Raw genomic sequence first — 15,956 nt, forward strand, 5'->3', positions numbered from 1 at the left:
TTGGTGTTGGGTGAATGAGCGAGAGCCTGACGGCTTCACGGGGATGGAGGTCCAGTTCCTTCCGCGATCATCCGCCAGGCTCTCCGCTGGCTGTCGGCTTAGCCGAGCAGCTTCAGCACGCCCTGGTTCGCCTGGTTCGCCTGCGCGAGCATCGCGGTGCCGGCCTGCGACAGGATGTTCGAGCGGGTGAAGTTGACCATCTCCGCGGCCATGTCGGTGTCGCGGATGCGGCTCTCGGCGGCGGCGAGGTTCTCACCGGCGACGGCGAGCGAGTTGATCGTCGACTCGAAGCGGTTCTGCTGCGCACCGAGGTCGGCGCGAGCGGTCGAGATCGCGGTGATCGCGGTGTCGATCGTGCCGATCGTGGTCTTCGATGCGGCGTTGTCGGTGACGTCGAACGCACCGGCAGCGTCGAGGCCGCCGAGCGAGGCCCCCGTGTCGGCGAGCGTGACGTCGATCGAGTCGTTCGCGGTGGAGCCTGCGCCCACCTGGAACGTCACGACACCGGCAGCGCCGGCCGAGCCGTCGAGCAGGTTGATGCCGTTGAAGTTGGAGCCGGCCACGACACGAGCGAGCTCGGCCGAGAGGGCGTCCGCCTCGCCGGTGATCGCTGCGCGCGAGTCGGCGTTGTTCGAGTCGTTACCACCCTGCACGGCGAGGTCACGCATGCGGTGGAGGATGTTGTGCACTTCGGTGAGCGCACCTTCCGCGGTCTGGATGACCGAGATGCCGTCCTGCGCGTTGCGCTGGGCGACCTTGATGCCGGAGATCTGCGAACGCAGACCCTCCGAGATCGCGAGGCCGGCTGCGTCGTCCGCGGCGCGGTTGATGCGAAGACCCGACGAGAGCTTCTCGAGCGACTTCGACAGCGCGTTCTGCGTGTTGTTGAGGTTGCGGTGCGCGTTCAGCGCCGCCACGTTGGTGTTGATCTGGGTACCCATTGGTGTTTCTTCCTTGATCGATCGGGAGATCAGCCCATCCGTGGGCCGACAACTGCACCATCGGCTGCGGCAGCCTGATCGTTAGCCTTCGCCGGAAATCCGCTCACGCAGTCGACGCGATCTCTCCCCGGACACCGATCGAATCCACCTGGTCGGCGAACCGGGCGAGGTACTGCTGCCGGCGAGGGGTAGCGGGTTTCGACTCCCAGGCGGGCGGCGCCGGACGTTCGCCGTCGCCGTAGTGGATCTCCATCCCTTCCCGGAGGAGGCGCAACGCTTCCGAGCGCTGCTGCGACACTGCGGAGTGGGTGACGCCGAGCTCGGCGGCGACCTCACCGACTGCGCGGCCCTCGAGGTAGATGGTCTCCACGATGTACTTCAGGCGTTCCGGGAGCGACTGCACTGCGACGCCGAGGTACTCGAGGCGTTCAGCGACCAGAAGGTCGGTGCCGGGGAGTGCGATGTCTGCGGCAAGCTGCTCGCTGAACGTCGCGTCGAGCGTTGTCACCGTCCGGTTCGACAGGTCGAGGCCTTCGCGGGCTTTGTCGGTCGTGATCCCGAGCGCGCCGGCGACCTCGCCGACGGTAGGTTTCCGGCCGAGCTCCGCGGACAGGGACTCCACCGTCGAGGTGGTGTCCTTGATCTGCTTCCGGGTGGACCTCTTCGCCCAGTCGAATGCCCGCATCTCATCGCGGATACCGCCGATGATCCGTTCCCGGGCGAACGACCCGAACGGGATGCCGCGGTCGACGTCGAACGCGTCCGCAGCTTGGATGAGCGCCAGCGAACCGGCTTGGGCGAGATCGTCCCTGGACAGATGTGTTGCGCCGACCATGACCCGGTTGACGAGGTATCCGACGAGCGGAAGGTTGTCGACAACCATGCGGTTGCGTTCTTGGCGATTCAAAGCGTTGCTGGACCTTACTGCTGAGTTGCCTCTGCGCCGTAGGGGGCGCCCTGCCTCGCCGCCTCGGTGAGGAGCGAGCCCGCAGGCGTGTAGAAGCCATGCGGCGAAACGGGTCGCCGCATGGCTTCAAGGCATGGTCGAGACCGAACTGCAGACCCCGTGCCCCGTGAAGTTGATGCTCATCGCCGCCGGCAGCCCACCCCAGAGCGGATGTCCCGCGCCGGTGTGCGGGGCCGGGTCATGCTGAGCCTCCTCAGGGCCGCACGACTGAACAGGCATCTGAACCTTCACCTCGGGAAGGTTCCGCGCATGGGTGGAAAGTCCACTCACCCCCGCGGAGGTCACATGCGAACCCCAATCCCTTCCCTGCAGCGCTCACGTCCGGACCGACCGTCCGTCACTGATGCGCTCCTCACCCCGACGACCGGCCCGATCGCCAAGATGCAGGCCGCGGCGGTCGAGCAGGAGCAGACGGCCGGGATGGTGGAGATCCCCTCGAACCAGCTGACCGACGAGCACGTCGGCGACGACATCACCTTTTCGGTCGGCGGGGTCCTCACCGGCGGGAAGCTGGAAGCGCTCGACACTGCAGTGTTCGGGATCCTCACCGCCATCAAGGTGGACGGTGTCGCGTTCCTCCTCGACGAGTCGGTCAACGTGCAGGTCCGCGAGACGAATCTCCGGGAGAAGATCCTCACCGTCGCCGACCCCGCACGTCGATCGCAGCTGATCCACGCGATGTTCTCGAAGTCGGAGGACTGACCGGCTGTCAGCACGAACGGAAACGGCCCGCCCTGCATTGCAGGAAGCGGGCCGTTTCCGGTTTCCAGGGTCAGCGTTTCGGGCGCAGCCAACCGCCGGACATCGCCTCGAGCGACGAAGCACGCTCCTTCGCTGCGAGGCCGAGCGCGACGCGGGCGCCCACCAGTGCATCTTCGCCGGCGTCGTGATGCTTGAACGCCGGCAGACCCAGGCTCCTGGCGACCTGGTCGAGCTTGTGGCTGTCCGCGAGGCGGAACGACCGGCGAGCCTGCTGCAGGGTGCAGAAGTACCTGAATGGCGGCACGGCGACACCGGCAGCCTCCGACGCTCGGTCGATGCAGGAACGCTCGAACGAAGCGTTATGCGCGACCAGAGGCAGCTCGCCCTCCCGGGTGAACTTCACCAGGCGTTGCATCACAGCAGGCCACTCCGGAGCGCCGCGGACGTCGTGCTCGCGGATCCCGTGCACTGCGACGTTCGCCGGCGCGAACCAGGCCCGGCCGACCGGCGGGGTGATGAACACCGATGCGGTTTTCACCACCTCACCGTCGATGACCTTCGTCACTCCGATCTGGCACACCGAACCGCGGTTCGGGTTCGCCGTCTCGAAATCGATCGCGACGAACGACAGCGTCACTGGACGGCTGCCACGGCTCGGGGACGGGCGAAGCGCCAGGAGATCAGGTGGGAGGTGATCTTGTACAGGACGAGGGTGGTGAAGATCGCAGGGGCGAGCAGATCGCCGCCGCTGTCGACGCCGAACACAGCGCGGATTGCGACGAGGAGAACGAGGGCGATGATGATGCCGAGCTCCGCAGTGGCCGCACGGCCAAGGGTCTGACGGAACGTCAGGGTCGACAGTTCAGCGTCGTACGCTTCGCGCACCCGGTCTCGGATCTCACTCTGTTCCGAAGACCGCATCCAGAATCGCCAAGACCCGACGAGCTGAGCGGTGTCCGGTTCGGATCGCGCTGCGCCCTTCACCTCGAGCAGCCCGAACGCGCTGATGGCCGCCATCATGACGGTGAAGCCGAACGCGAGGTACAACGGGCTGAACACACTGTCGGCCTCCGGGTACGAGGCGATACTCCAGGCGATTGCGCCGAGCGCGGTGACCAGCATCGCCCAGAGATACCAGCGGAGACGGTTCATCTCAGAGAACGACGACCACAGGCCGACTGCGTCCATCTGGTTCCGTTCAACGCCGTCCTCGAGCGAGTCCTCGAGGTCGGGGGTTTCTTCGGTCGTCTCAGCACCCATCAGGCGCTCACCTCCACAGGCATTTCGGGGGTGCGGAGCGAGTTGTACTCGTCCCGCTTGGCGTTCAGGTCGGCGGCGATCTGGGTGATGCGGGCCGGGATGTCGGAGAACGACGCGTACGCCGTCGTGGCGATCGCGATGAGGATCCCAGAGACGATCAGGAGTGGAACGCCAGCGAAGGCGATGCCGGACAGCGCGACCCCGGAGGCCAGCGCGACAAGCGCGGAGACGGCGAGGATCCCGTACGACTGCCACCATCCGAACTGCCGCTTCGACTCGAGCGCTCGCGCTTCCACGGCCAGGACTGCGATCTCCTCCTTCAGGCGGAGCTTCCGCAGTAGGTCAGGACGAGGAGGCTGGTCGGCGGGGGAGGTCGTCATGGACTACCCATGCGCGGAACACGGTCGGGACGGTCAGTTCTGGACGGAGTCCACCTCGGGGAGCTCGGCGTACTCGGCGTTGGTCTGGTTGATCATTTCGGTGACGTGCCTGATCCAGCGGCCTCCAAACGTCGCGATCGTGTGAGCCGCGACTGAGACAGAGAGCATCACACCCGCGAGAAGCGCACACGGGATCACCGCATGCAGGAACGGGGTCATGCCGGTGACCACGACACCGGCGACAGCGCAGAAGCCAACTGCAGCTGTGAGCACGCTCACCGTGATGAGCATCCGATTCCGCAGTCTGTTCCTGTCGCGCTCGAGCTCACGGAACTTCAATTCGCGGTTGAGTGACTCGAGTTGCTTCGTGAGAACGTCGCGGCGAAAGTCTGTGTCGCTGACGATGTCGTTTTCCATACGACACCCATGCGCGGGACTGCGGCCGCCGACATCACTGCCGGCGGCCGCAGTCCCGGTCAGCGGTCGAACTCGACGAGATACCGGACGCGAATCTGATCGGTGTTCCACACGATCGCCTCGTGGTTCCGGACGTTCGCCGTCCCCGGCTTCACGTTGATGGAGTTCCATGGGTTCCCGAACTTGTTCACTGTGGAGTGCGCCTTCCGCCAGTCCGAGTGGCGCTCCGGACGGTACTCAGACCCCATCGCGACGTCGGCGAGGAGCATGAAGCAGTTGTCCTCGCGGGCGCCGTGCCAGTACCCCTGCGCGTAGTTCAGCGACTTCGTGGAGTCGAGGCTGAGGTACACGCCGTCGCCGAACATGCGGCCGGCGGTCTGGATCGTCGTGCCTCGGACCGGCGGGACGTACAGCCCCTTCTGCAGGATCGACAGCAGGTTCGCGGCGCGGGTGCCGTGCCACATCTGCTTCTCGTTCCGGATCTTCTCGGCGATGTCCTTGTACGCCTTCGCCCCGACCGGGTCGACGAGCTCGAACACGTGCTTCACCTTGAGCGCGGAGGACGTGTGGATCGAGTTCTTCGTCGACTCGAACAGAGCCGAGATTCGAGCGAACACGGCTCCGCCGTCAGGGACCGCCTTCACTCGGTACTTGAACAGCTTCGACAGGTCGTCATCGTCGACGTTGTCCGCGGAAGCCTGCGCCTGCGCGGCGACCTGCGCGTCGAAGAACGACACCGAATCGCGGAGGCTTGCCAGGAAGTCACGCTGACGGCCGATCTCGCGCTCCGTCGAGAACTTCGCGTCCCACCCGGCGGTGCGGCCCACGTTCTGCGGGACGAGCGTCAGGTACTCCTCGAGCAGCCGCCGGCGGATCGAGCTTTCCGGCTCAACCGCGAACCGGTCCAGAAGCCTTCCTGCCTCAGCAATCGAAGGGAGCGTCACCAGGCCGAGCGGAGTGCGGACACGACCCGACAGGTCGACCGTGATCCGGCCGCCCGAGATCATCGCGACATCGTGCGCGTTCACCCGGCAGATTCGCTCGATGAGTTCAGCGACCCGGGTGTCGGTGCGAGCCTTCCCCGTGGTGAGCGCGGACTTCGCGATCGACGTCATCGCCGCGTTCGAACCGCGGGTCGCAGTCGGCGCCGGCTCCTGCGCGATGGTGACCTTCTTGTACCCCTTCCGCATCTTCTGGCGGATGGTGTTCTCGTACCCGCTCCGGCCTGTGAAGTCGTGCAGCTTTGTGCCGGTCGCGCCGACCCGGCCGTACTCCTTGTCGACACGTCCGCTCGAGGGGTCATAAGCGATCTTGTAGTACTTGTTCGAGTTCGCGACCGTGTCCACGAGGACCAGCATTGTCTCTTCTGTCATGCATGAGACATGCGCGGGGAGCAGGGGCGGAGGACCGCTCGACCAGCCCTCTTTCGGCTCGTTGGCGGATGCGACAGAGGGCCCGGACAGGTGACTGTCCGAGCCCTCAATTCTGGTCGCCGGAGCCTACTTGAAGAGGTTCCGGGCGCCGGCGTCCATGACGATCTTCCCGGCCTTGATCACCGGGCGGTTCTCCGAACCCGGCTTCGAGTACAGCTCGAGCGCCTCCACCTGGATGCCGTCCGCGGTGTTCCGGATCGCGCCGATCGCGACCGAGTAGATCTTGTCGTTGTTGTTCGCGTTCTTCGCGTCGATGGTGACATCGGAGCCGGCACCGTTCGACAGCTCGAGGCTGACCTTGTAGCGACGGAACGACCCGGACCCGTTCGACTGAGCCGAGTACGCCACCGGGTACACCGCGGCGATCTCGTCCGTCATCCGGATCTCGATCTTCTCCTGAGCGCGACCCTTCATGCCTCGGCCGACGTCACCGAGATGGCGGACCGCTCCGTTCAGCACCGATGGGGTCGGGACCTTCTCGTCGGCACTGCCGAACGTCGCGGCGGTGAGGACGCGTCCGTCGCGGAGCTCCACGAGGGCGTAGATGTCGTAGTCGGTGTCCGACGACCACGACACCGTCGCGGTCACCAGCGGCGACTTCTCGATCGTGACGACCGCGCCCTTCTCGAGGCTGATCTGACCGGAGCGCTTGCCGAGGTCGATCTTCGCTGGCGCCGGGGTCGCTGGCGGCGCCGGACTCGCGGCGGGGGCGGGGGCTGCATTCTGCTTGTTTCTGAACAGACCCAAGTCGGGGTCCTTCCTGTCGGGGTGGGCGCCGCGGGGTCGAGACGCCGGAACTCACATGCGCGGAGGTCGGCCAGGGTAGGCGATGTGACGTTCCACCTGGGTGAGGATGTCCTCGCCGGCGAGGATTCCGGAGCGCACAGTGACCGGGATCGACAACCCGGGGACGTGCTGAAGCTCGCCGTGGGCAGGCCGGATCGCGTGGTCAGCCCATCGCATCATCCCGATGTCCGTCGCCGAGTCACCCGCCGCGATCGTGAACGTCGAACCGACACGGGTGGCGACCTCGTTCGCGGCCGCCTCCTTCGTGACACCGTTCGGGATGAGGTACACCTTCCCCCGGCCCTGGACTGAGACCTGATACCCGGCCTCCGCAGCGAACGACCGGACGCAGTCGATGAACTCCGGGGGCGGGGTGGCGCCACTGTTCGGGACCACGTACACGAACAGACCGGCGGCGAGCTTCACTGTGCGGAGCCACGATGCGTCGTGCGCGAACCGGCTGACACGGTCGAACACCTCAGCGGGACTCATCAGGTCAGCGATCCGCGCGTTCACCTGCTCCGTCCAAGCTTCGTCCTGCACGCCGTCGACGATGATCTGCCCGCCGTTCGCCACGATCGCGAACCGCGGGGTGATGCCAGGGATCCCGACCCGTGCGTACTGCACGAAATCGCGGGTCGTGGTGGGGACGAACTCGCACCGGTCGGCGATCCGCTTCAGCGTGGTGACCGCGGAGAACGACATGAACGACGCGGGCTCCCCACGGAACGTCTCCACCACCGTGGTGCCGGTGAACCCGCGCTCCTCCAGGCCGACCTGACGGGCGGAGAAGATCGTGGTTCCGTCGAGATCGGCGAAGAATGCGGGCCGCATCACGCTGCCTTCCCGTCGAAACCGGTGGCTCCGCGGGTGAACTTCGGGTGGATGAGCCCGACCGCGGTGAACGGAAGGTCACCGACCTCTTCGACCGGGACGCCGCGGTCCTCGGCAAGCAGGATGATGTGGGCGACCTCCGGAGCGTTGACGTCACGCACGAGCACCTTCCACGGCACACGGCGGAGCAGCACCCGGGTGGTTTCACCGACACCGGGCTTCACGAGGTTCACGCTGCCGATGCCGTACTCGTCGGAGAGCCGCTGGACGGTCTTCCATCCGGTCCAGTTCGGAACCTTCGCGCGCTCCTCGGCCGTCACCTGAGCGACCGCGATCAACACCGTGTCGAACTCCGACGAGATGGTGTCGACGAACGTCGAGGACACGTCCGAGTCGCGGAGCTCGCGGTAGAACTTCGCGCCGTGGAAGTCGTCCGGCCCGATCAAGTCGTCCCGGAGAACGGTTCGGGAGACGAGCCCGGAGACCGTCGAGTTCAGGGCTGCCGAAGGGATCAGGTAGTCCTCACGGGTGCCGGCGATCGCGGCGCAACGGCCGGGGTCGGCGAGGACGGCGAGTTCTGCGGAGAAACGCTCGCCCGTCCGAGCGTTGAAACCGGCGACTGCGTCGGCGAGCTCGCGTGAGATCGCACCCTTCCCGGTCCATCCGTCCACGAACACGACATCACGTGAGTCGTGACGCGACGCGATGTACGCGAGCGCGTTCGAGTCGATCCCCTTCCCGCGGACGATCGAGACGGCATAGTGCGCGGCGTCGACGTTGTGCACCTGCTTCAGGTACCTGCGGATGAGCACCCCGACCGGGGTGCCGGCGCGGGCCAGGGAGACCAGCACCGGACGCCCCGACCGGGCGGCGAAGATTCGCTCCGCGGTGACGGCGACATGGAGCGCCACCTTCCGCTTGGTGCTCGCGAGGGTGCTGTCGAACAGCTTCTGGTACGCCGCGGTGGGAACGTACTCGACGGGGAGCGCTTCGGCGTAGTGCATCCCTCCGTTCTGGACGGCCTCTTCGCGGTCTTCGGCGGTCACCTCGAGCGCGACATCGGAGAGGTCCTTCAGGAGCCAGGTGACGTCGTCGGCGGGGTAGCTGCCGAACGCGGGGCCGACCAGCGGGGTGGGAGCAGTACGGGCGGTCTGGGTTTCGATGATGTGGATCCTGTCGGTTCGGGAGCTGAGCTTGGAAAGCAGGCTGTTCGCGGGGGAAGTGAGGGAGTCGGTCGCTGCTGCGTTGCCGGTGAGGATGATCACCGAGTCGTACCGGTCGCCGATGTTGTAGAGGAATCGGGCTTCGGTATCGCCGCTCTCGGCGGGGACCTCGTAGCTGATCACGTCGCGGATGCCGTAGTCGGGGTGGTCGAGCGCGACCGCAGGTGAGCGTGTCGTCGCGCCGAAATGAACCACACCGTGATGGGTCTTCGACAGGTGCACCGCAGCGCGAAGGGGTGCGTACATGTCCTCCTCGATGCCGAGCACCAGGACGGGGCCGGCGGGGATGGACGGGGCGATCGACGCTGCGACACTCGCAGCGAAGTCGTCGAGCGCGGTGAGATCCGCGACCCCGTCCCGCGGGTGAGCGGCGCCGATGTGGTGTCGGGTCACTGCAACCGATGCCGGCGTCACACGGACATGGGTGGGAGCGGAGGCGGCGTCCTCGATCTCCGCGATGATCTGCTGCGCCTCCGGCACCGCGCCGTCGGGGACGACGAGCTCGCCGCTGAACAGCGACACCACGTCGAGTTCGATGCCGAGCTCCTCGGCGAACCGGGGGAGAGCGGCGCGCGACGCACCGTCGCGGAGGTCGGCGAGCGTCGCGATGATGTACCGCGACCTCTGGGTCTGAGCGTGCATCATCCGGATCGTGTTCATCGCCGTCCGGCCGGTGGTGAGCTCGTCGTCGACGAGGAGCAGCGCGCGCTCACCGTCGCGGAGAGCGGCGGTGTCCGCGGGGGTCAGGTAGTGCGAAGGCGCGTGGGAGTGCTCCTCCTGGAACGACCCGTACTCCGCGCGGCCTCGGGCCGGGTAGCGGGTGGTGCTGACGTAGTAGGTCCCGAGCGCTGAAGCGACGCATGCTCCAAGCCCCGTGGCCGCCTCGGCGAAACCGAGCACCGCGAACGACTCAGCGAACACTCGGAGATCCTGGGCGGGCTTCTCCGCCAGCCCGTGACCGTCGAGCGCTTCCGCCAGGCGGTACGCGTACGCGTCCGGGACGGTGTCGTCCGCGTCGGCGACCGTCGCCCACACCTTCGCTGCGAGCACCTCAGCGGCGGCTTCGATCAGCTCAGGGGACTGCGGGTAGTGCTTCCCGAGCAGCTTCGACGTGAGCAGGTGTGCGCGTCGCGGGTTGCGGCGCAGAGCGATACCGGTGACCGCGTCGAACGACAACGGCTGCGGGGCGGATGAGAACGACATTCCAAGCGCTCCCATGACGTACTTGGCGCCCTGATGTGAGGTGCGCGCGCCGGAGGGGCGGATCTTCGTGATTGGCATGGAACACCCATGCGCGGACAAGAAAGCGAACGGAATCGACCGAAAACGACGAAAACGGACGACTATCCGCGCATGGGTGAGCCGAAGAGGTCAACCAGACCCCAACCGCCACGAAGAAAGGAGCCGGCCTCCGGGCCGCCCAACCCATGACGACATTCCTCCGGACCTTCAGCTGGTCCTTGATCATCACCGCGGCCGCCATGGTCGCCGCCTACTTCTACGGCGGCTGGGCCGCTGTCGCCCTCACCGCCATCCTCGGCGTGATGGAGGTGACCCTCTCCTTCGACAACGCAGTCGTGAACGCGCGCATCCTCGAGAAGATGAGCGAGTTCTGGCAGAAGATCTTCCTCACCGTCGGCATCGTCATCGCCGTGTTCGGCATGCGCCTGGTCATGCCCCTCGTCCTCGTCGCCGCCACGACCGGCCTGAACATCCCCGACGTCGTCACCCTCGCGCTCGAGAAGGGCGACCCCGAGGTGGCCGGAACCTACGGGCACTACCTCCACGAGGCGCACCCTCAGATCGCAGCGTTCGGCGGCATGTTCCTCCTGATGCTGTTCCTCGACTTCGTGTTCGAGGACCGTGAGATCAAGTGGCTCAGCTGGATCGAGCGTCCGCTCGCGAAGATCGGTCAGCTGGAGTCGCTCTCGTTCGTCGTCGCGCTCATCACCCTCGTCGGCGCTTCGGCGCTGGCACCCCGCCCGCAGGATGTCCTCATTGCCGGCGCCCTCGGCCTCGTCACCTACCTCGCCGTGAACGCGCTCGGTTCGTTCTTCGAGAACTCCGATGAGGACGACAACCCGGGCATCCACGGGTCGTCCGAGGACATCGTCCGGGCGACCGCGAAGACGGGCCCGTCCAACACCGCGAAGCTGGTCGGCAAGGCTGCGTTCTTCTCGTTCCTCTACCTCGAGGTGCTCGACGCTTCGTTCTCCTTCGACGGCGTCGTCGGCGCCTTCGCGATCACGTCGGACCCGATCATCATCGCTCTCGGTCTCGGCCTGATCGGTGCGATGTTCGTCCGCTCGATCACGATCTACCTCGTCCGCCAGGGCACCCTGAACGACTACGTGTACCTCGACCACGGCGCGCACTGGGCGATCGGCGCCCTCGCGGGCATCCTCCTGGTCAGCATCGGCTTCAAGATCCCCGAGGTGCTCACCGGCCTCATCGGCATCGCGTTCATCGGCGCGGCATTCGTCACGTCGATCATCCGCAACCGTCGTGAGGCGAAGAACACCCCGGAGACGGCCGCAGACGAGGTCCTCGAGCCCGCAGCCGTCTAGCACCACACGGGCGGGGCTGCCCGGTGCAGTCCCGCCCACCCCGCCACATCCACACCAACCAGAACGGACAACATGAGCGCCCTCAGCCTCACGAAGAACCAGACCATCAGCCTCACCAAGGCGGACGGTTCCACCCTCACCAACGTCACCCTCGGCCTCGGCTGGGACGCCGCGCGCCGCGGCCTGTTCGGCGGTGGCTCGATCGACCTGGACGCCTCGGCAATCCTCCTCGCCGCCGACAAGCAGGTCGTCGACATCGTCTCGTTCAGCCAGCTGAACTCCCGCGACGGGTCGATCCGCCACACCGGCGACAACCTCACCGGCGACGGAGACGGTGACGACGAGCAGATCCGCGCCGACCTCACCAAGGTCCCTGCCGACGTCGACTCGATCGTGCTGGTCGTCACCAGCTACCGCGGCCAGACCTTCGACAAGGTCGCCAACGTCTTCGCCCGCGTCGTCGACAGCACCGGCGGCCGCGGAGCCGAGGTCGTCCGCTACGACCTCGCCGACACCGGCACTCTCACCGGCGTCGTCATCGCCAAGATCAGCCGCGCCGGCGCCGGATGGTCGATCACCGCTCTCGGCACGCCCGCGCATGGTCGTGTCGCCAAGGACCTCATCCCCGCGGCCAAGGCCGCCTGACCTAACCCCGCACCACACCAACCTCGAAAGGAACGACCACCATGACCCTCACCCTCGAAAAGGGCGGGAACATCTCCCTCACCAAGACCGACCCGGGCCTCCAGAAGGCGCTCATCGGCCTCGGCTGGGACGCACGGACCACGCACGGCGACGCGTTCGACCTGGATGCCTCGGCGCTCATGCTCGGCGCGAACGGCAAGGTCCGCTCGGACGCGGACTTCATCTTCTACAACCAGCCGGCCGACGCCGCGCAGTCGGTCGTCTACCAGGGCGACAACCGCACCGGCGACGGAGACGGTGACGACGAGCAGATCATCGTCGACCTCACCAAGGTCCCCGCCGACGTCGAGCGCATCGCGATCGCCGTGTCCATGTACGGCACCCCGCAGAACGGCCAGAACTTCGGCCAGGTCCGCAACTCGTACGTCCGCATCGAGAACTCCGTCAGCGGCGCCGAGATCGTCCGCTACGACCTCGGCGAGGAGCTGTCCACCGAGAACTCCGCCATCTTCGCCGAGCTCTACCGCTACAACGGCGAGTGGAAGTTCAAGGCGATCGGTCAGGGCTACACCGACGGCCTCGGCGGCGTCGCCCGCGACTTCGGCGTCAGCATCTGACCCAACCTCACCACCGCGGGGCCGAGCACACGCTCGGCCCCGCGCCATATCCCACCAACCACGAACGAAAGGTCACCATGACCCTGCTCGCCCCCAACGAAGAGCCCGGCGCGGCCCTCGTCCTGAACGTCCCCGAGCCGGTGGAAGACGTGCAGCCCACCTCGGCCCAGTCCATGCTGAAGCCCGTCGACGACGGCCGGAAGCTCGAGATCGGCGCGCAGGCGAAGGGCTTCGTGACCGACCTCGTGAAGTTCAACCCGAACTCACCGGAGTTCGCATCGCGTCTGGCCGACATCCAGAACCTCGCGGCCGCCGAAGTCAGCGCAACCGGCGAAGGCGCTTCCCGCATGCTCGAGCGTTCGACCACCTCGGTCGCTGGCGCGAAGCGCGCAGGCAAGGACACCACCTCGACGGTCGTGGCGAGCCTCGCGGACCTCCGCGCCACCGTCTCCGACCTCACCCCGAACGCCGCCGACCTCACGAAGGGCCAGAAGTTCCTCGGCCTGATCGGCGGGAACCGCGTCCGGAAGTACTTCCAGCGGTACGAGAGCGCCCAGCAGCAGCTCGACGGGATCATCAAGTCCCTGCTCGCCGGCCAGGACCAACTCCAGAAGGACAACGCCTCGCTGCAGCTGGAGAAGCAGAAGCTGTGGGACTCGATGGGTCAGCTGAACGAGTACATCCTCCTCGCCGAGTCGATCGACCGTGAGCTCGTCAGCCAGATCGCCGCGCTTCGCGGCGCCGGCAACGTGCAGGCCGCCGAGGTGATGGAGGCTGACATGCTGTTCGCCGTCCGTCAGCGTCAGCAGGACCTGCTCACCCAGCTCGCCGTCGCGATCCAGGGCTACATGGCGATGGAGATGGTCCGGAAGAACAACGTCGAGCTCGTCAAGGGCGTCGACCGGGCCCGTACCACCACGATCACCGCGCTGCGCACCGCGATCATCGTCGCTGAGGCGCTCAGCAACCAGAAGCTCGTCCTCGACCAGCTGGACGCCGTCAAGCAGACCACCGAGAAGACGATCCTCGCCACCGCTGAGATGATGCGTCAGCAGACCGCGCGGATCCACGAGCAGGCGGCAAGCCCTGCGCTGTCCGTGGAGACGCTGCAGCGGTCGTTCGACAACCTGTTCGCGACGCTCGACGAGATCGAGACGTTCAAGGTCAAGGCGAACGCGAACATGGCGCAGTCCATCGGTCAGCTGTCCGCGCAGCTTGAGCGCGCCCGCCCGCAGCTCGAGCGCGCCCGCGCGCTGGACACCAGCGGCCAGCAGGCCGCGATCTCCGCCTGATCCGAATCGAGGGAAGCGATGAGTTGGTTCGACAACCTGTTCGCCCGGCAGCCTGACGGGCTGGCCGCGACGGCGGCGCCGTTGCCGGCGTCGTTCGCCGAACAAGCCACCGCTTCCCTCGAACGGTTCCAGGTATCCTCGCGCAGGGCGGCAGCGTCGCTGTCACCTGCGGCGTACTCGTCGCTCCGGCGTATCGCGGACCACCTGCGACCGGTGATCGCTCACGCTCAGGAGAACCCGATCCTCCCTGAGCGGGAGGCGGAGATCATGGCGATCATCACCGATTACGCACCGACATCGGTGGAGCTCTTCCTCCGCCTGCCCGCGCATGAACGTCTCGACGAAGGTCGCGGAGACCGGATGCTGCAGGAGCAGCTCGTGAAAGTGGAATCCGCCACTAAGACAATGGCCACCCGAATCGAGGACGACTCGTTCACTGCCCTTGCAGCGCAGGCCATCTTCATCGACATGAAGTACCGCCACCCCGGGAGTTGAAAATGAGCGAACCGATCCGCTTGCAGTCCGGAGCGAACGCGCCCGTGAACGCGGGGAACCCGCTCATGACCGACATCGTCGTCGGGTTCGGTTGGTCCGTCGTCCAGTCGAACGCGCCGATGCCGGACCTCGTCCCCGCTGCGATCGTCTGCGACGCCACCGGATCAGCTGTCGACCAGGACGCCATGGTGTTCTTCAACCAGCTGGAAGCGGCGTCCGGCGCCGTCCGGTATGTCACCGGAGGCGACGTAGAACAGATCGACGTGAACCTTGCAGCGATCCCGGGCACCGTCAAGAAGATCGCCTTCATCGTTTACGTCGACCCTGACCTCCGCCAGCCCGGAACCTTCGACTCGATCCGCGACGCGTACATCCGGATCGCCGATCGCGAGGATCACGAGATCATCAGGTTCGACGTTCCCCGAAACAGTGACTCAGTGAACGCGATGCTGTTCGGTGAGCTGTACGCGTACCAGGGGTCTTGGAAGTTCCGTGCCCTCGGCGAAGGGTTCACCGACGGTGTTGCAGGCGCGTCAGCTGCGTTCGGGATCAACCTGTGATCGACATGCGAACCCCGCGGCCGGACGTCGCCTTCCTCCGTCGCCGGCTGAAGCCTGGCGAGCAGGCCGCAGTCGCCGATTCGGCACCTGCAGGGTCGTTCCTGAACCTGTCCCAGTCGCCTCAGGCGCCAGCGTCAGCGTCCGCCGAACAGTTCCTCGTCGCATCATCCCCCGTGGCACTCGGAGTTACCGAGCTCACGCCGGCGAACCCGGCTGCGTCCCTGACTCGGCGGGCCTCCGCGATCGGTTCACTCCGGATCACCGGGGCGGATCAGGCATGGTGGCAAGGAGTCGATCTCACCTCTGGTTCACTCAGCCCGTCCGGCCGGAGCGGTGCCGAGATCCCCGAACGCTCGAACCGGCCTGTGCTCGAGTTCCACGGTGGCGAGCTGATCGTCGGCCTGCGTCACCATCGACTGCTGCGCCGAGTTGTCGTCGCATCGTCCACCGGCCACCTCACGGTCCACACCGCGACGGGTGTGCGAGCGACCCTTCCGGACGGCGCGGCACTCCACCTCGCTCCAGTGAACGGGATGCTCGAGCTTCGCGCAGAAATCGTCAGCGGCGACATCGGTGACGCATTCGGATTCACGCCGGACTCAACGAACGAGTTCTGACAGCACCGTCCCGCCGTATCCAGCGCCGGACATGGTGTGGAGGATCGCTTTCGCTTCCGGGTCGTAGTTGACCGCCTGGGCGGCCGAGTCGACGGTGTGCCCGTCGCCGGCGAGCACGGAGACCAGGTCGCTGGTCGCGCGGGTGCTGTACGCGAACGGGCGCTTCTTCCCGGGGAGCGTCCAGTGGACGTCCCCGGGGCTCTTCCGGCTGGCCGCCAAG

19 protein-coding genes are annotated in these 15,956 nt (G+C 66.6%); 8 read left to right on the plus strand and 11 right to left on the minus strand.

What is annotated here, in order from left to right:
• Nucleotides 1-98 precede the first annotated feature (98 nt).
• Together ACFVAJ_RS18280 and ACFVAJ_RS18285 are read right to left on the minus strand one after the other, a co-directional pair.
• Nucleotides 99-941 carry a flagellin gene (locus tag ACFVAJ_RS18280; RefSeq protein WP_376946681.1) on the minus strand — a complete coding sequence of 281 codons (843 nt, stop codon included), beginning with the start codon at nt 939-941 and terminating at the stop codon, nt 99-101.
• Nucleotides 942-1,044: 103 nt separating this feature from the next.
• Nucleotides 1,045-1,824: a sigma-70 family RNA polymerase sigma factor gene (locus ACFVAJ_RS18285; RefSeq protein ID WP_376946684.1), complete on the minus strand. Its 780-nt coding sequence runs from the start codon at nt 1,822-1,824 to the stop codon at nt 1,045-1,047.
• A gap of 369 nt (nt 1,825-2,193) precedes the next feature.
• Here ACFVAJ_RS18285 and ACFVAJ_RS18290 point away from each other — a divergent pair, with 369 nt between their 5' ends.
• A complete protein-coding gene (locus ACFVAJ_RS18290) occupies nt 2,194-2,610 on the plus strand; it encodes a hypothetical protein (protein WP_376946687.1) in 417 nt (138 codons plus the stop codon).
• A gap of 70 nt (nt 2,611-2,680) precedes the next feature.
• Here the strand turns inward: ACFVAJ_RS18290 and ACFVAJ_RS18295 are convergent, their stop codons facing one another.
• The 8 genes from ACFVAJ_RS18295 to ACFVAJ_RS18330 form a co-directional block, all read right to left on the minus strand.
• On the minus strand, nt 2,681-3,247 hold the full coding sequence (locus ACFVAJ_RS18295; RefSeq protein WP_376946690.1) for a 3'-5' exonuclease: 567 nt from the start codon (nt 3,245-3,247) through the stop codon (nt 2,681-2,683).
• Nucleotides 3,244-3,870 (minus strand): hypothetical protein, encoded by a 627-nt coding sequence (locus ACFVAJ_RS18300; protein ID WP_376946693.1) that lies wholly within the window; start codon nt 3,868-3,870, stop codon nt 3,244-3,246. The genes ACFVAJ_RS18295 and ACFVAJ_RS18300 overlap by 4 nt, the downstream gene beginning before the upstream one ends.
• On the minus strand, nt 3,870-4,250 hold the full coding sequence (locus tag ACFVAJ_RS18305; RefSeq protein WP_376946696.1) for a hypothetical protein: 381 nt from the start codon (nt 4,248-4,250) through the stop codon (nt 3,870-3,872). Before ACFVAJ_RS18305 ends, ACFVAJ_RS18300 begins: the two co-directional genes overlap by 1 nt.
• A 33-nt stretch (nt 4,251-4,283) precedes the next feature.
• Nucleotides 4,284-4,667 carry a hypothetical protein gene (locus ACFVAJ_RS18310; protein ID WP_376946699.1) on the minus strand — a complete coding sequence of 128 codons (384 nt, stop codon included), beginning with the start codon at nt 4,665-4,667 and terminating at the stop codon, nt 4,284-4,286.
• A 59-nt stretch (nt 4,668-4,726) separates the two neighbouring features.
• Entirely contained in the window at nt 4,727-6,025 is a 1,299-nt protein-coding gene (locus ACFVAJ_RS18315) for a WGR domain-containing protein (RefSeq protein ID WP_376946702.1), read from the minus strand.
• A gap of 141 nt (nt 6,026-6,166) precedes the next feature.
• Nucleotides 6,167-6,847, minus strand: coding sequence for a hypothetical protein (locus ACFVAJ_RS18320; protein ID WP_376946705.1), 681 nt, complete (start codon nt 6,845-6,847; stop codon nt 6,167-6,169).
• 51 nt (nt 6,848-6,898) lie between these two features.
• Complete coding sequence (locus tag ACFVAJ_RS18325; RefSeq protein WP_376946707.1) at nt 6,899-7,720, minus strand: HAD family hydrolase; 822 nt, start codon at nt 7,718-7,720, stop codon at nt 6,899-6,901.
• The gene (locus ACFVAJ_RS18330; protein WP_376946710.1) at nt 7,720-10,224 is read right to left on the minus strand and encodes a phosphoribosyltransferase domain-containing protein; all 2,505 of its coding nucleotides are present in this window, start codon (nt 10,222-10,224) and stop codon (nt 7,720-7,722) included. The genes ACFVAJ_RS18325 and ACFVAJ_RS18330 overlap by 1 nt, the downstream gene beginning before the upstream one ends.
• A 146-nt stretch (nt 10,225-10,370) precedes the next feature.
• On the opposite strand from ACFVAJ_RS18330, the gene ACFVAJ_RS18335 reads away from it, so the two are divergent.
• The 7 genes from ACFVAJ_RS18335 (at nt 10,371) to ACFVAJ_RS18365 (ending at nt 15,736) form a co-directional block, all read left to right on the plus strand.
• Entirely contained in the window at nt 10,371-11,510 is a 1,140-nt protein-coding gene (locus ACFVAJ_RS18335; RefSeq protein WP_376946713.1) for a DUF475 domain-containing protein, read from the plus strand.
• Between the two features lie 72 nt (nt 11,511-11,582).
• Nucleotides 11,583-12,155, plus strand: coding sequence for a TerD family protein (locus tag ACFVAJ_RS18340; RefSeq protein WP_376946716.1), 573 nt, complete (start codon nt 11,583-11,585; stop codon nt 12,153-12,155).
• A 41-nt stretch (nt 12,156-12,196) separates the two neighbouring features.
• Nucleotides 12,197-12,772 carry a TerD family protein gene (locus ACFVAJ_RS18345; protein ID WP_376946719.1) on the plus strand — a complete coding sequence of 192 codons (576 nt, stop codon included), beginning with the start codon at nt 12,197-12,199 and terminating at the stop codon, nt 12,770-12,772.
• A 77-nt stretch (nt 12,773-12,849) separates the two neighbouring features.
• Nucleotides 12,850-14,064 (plus strand): toxic anion resistance protein, encoded by a 1,215-nt coding sequence (locus tag ACFVAJ_RS18350; protein WP_376946722.1) that lies wholly within the window; start codon nt 12,850-12,852, stop codon nt 14,062-14,064.
• An 18-nt stretch (nt 14,065-14,082) separates the two neighbouring features.
• A complete protein-coding gene (locus ACFVAJ_RS18355; protein WP_376946725.1) occupies nt 14,083-14,559 on the plus strand; it encodes a hypothetical protein in 477 nt (158 codons plus the stop codon).
• 2 nt (nt 14,560-14,561) lie between these two features.
• The gene (locus ACFVAJ_RS18360) at nt 14,562-15,119 is read left to right on the plus strand and encodes a TerD family protein (RefSeq protein ID WP_376946727.1); all 558 of its coding nucleotides are present in this window, start codon (nt 14,562-14,564) and stop codon (nt 15,117-15,119) included.
• Nucleotides 15,116-15,736, plus strand: coding sequence for a hypothetical protein (locus ACFVAJ_RS18365; protein ID WP_376946729.1), 621 nt, complete (start codon nt 15,116-15,118; stop codon nt 15,734-15,736). The genes ACFVAJ_RS18360 and ACFVAJ_RS18365 overlap by 4 nt, the downstream gene beginning before the upstream one ends.
• On the opposite strand, the gene ACFVAJ_RS18370 is transcribed toward ACFVAJ_RS18365, so the two are convergent.
• Nucleotides 15,719-15,955, minus strand: a complete 237-nt coding sequence (locus ACFVAJ_RS18370) for a hypothetical protein (RefSeq protein WP_376946731.1) — start codon at nt 15,953-15,955, stop codon at nt 15,719-15,721. The two genes, ACFVAJ_RS18365 and ACFVAJ_RS18370, sit on opposite strands and share 18 nt — an antisense overlap.
• Nucleotide 15,956 lies beyond the last annotated feature (1 nt).

The organism is Agromyces sp. NPDC057679 (assembly GCF_042799635.1).
Taxonomy (GTDB): Bacteria; Actinomycetota; Actinomycetes; order Actinomycetales; family Microbacteriaceae; genus Agromyces.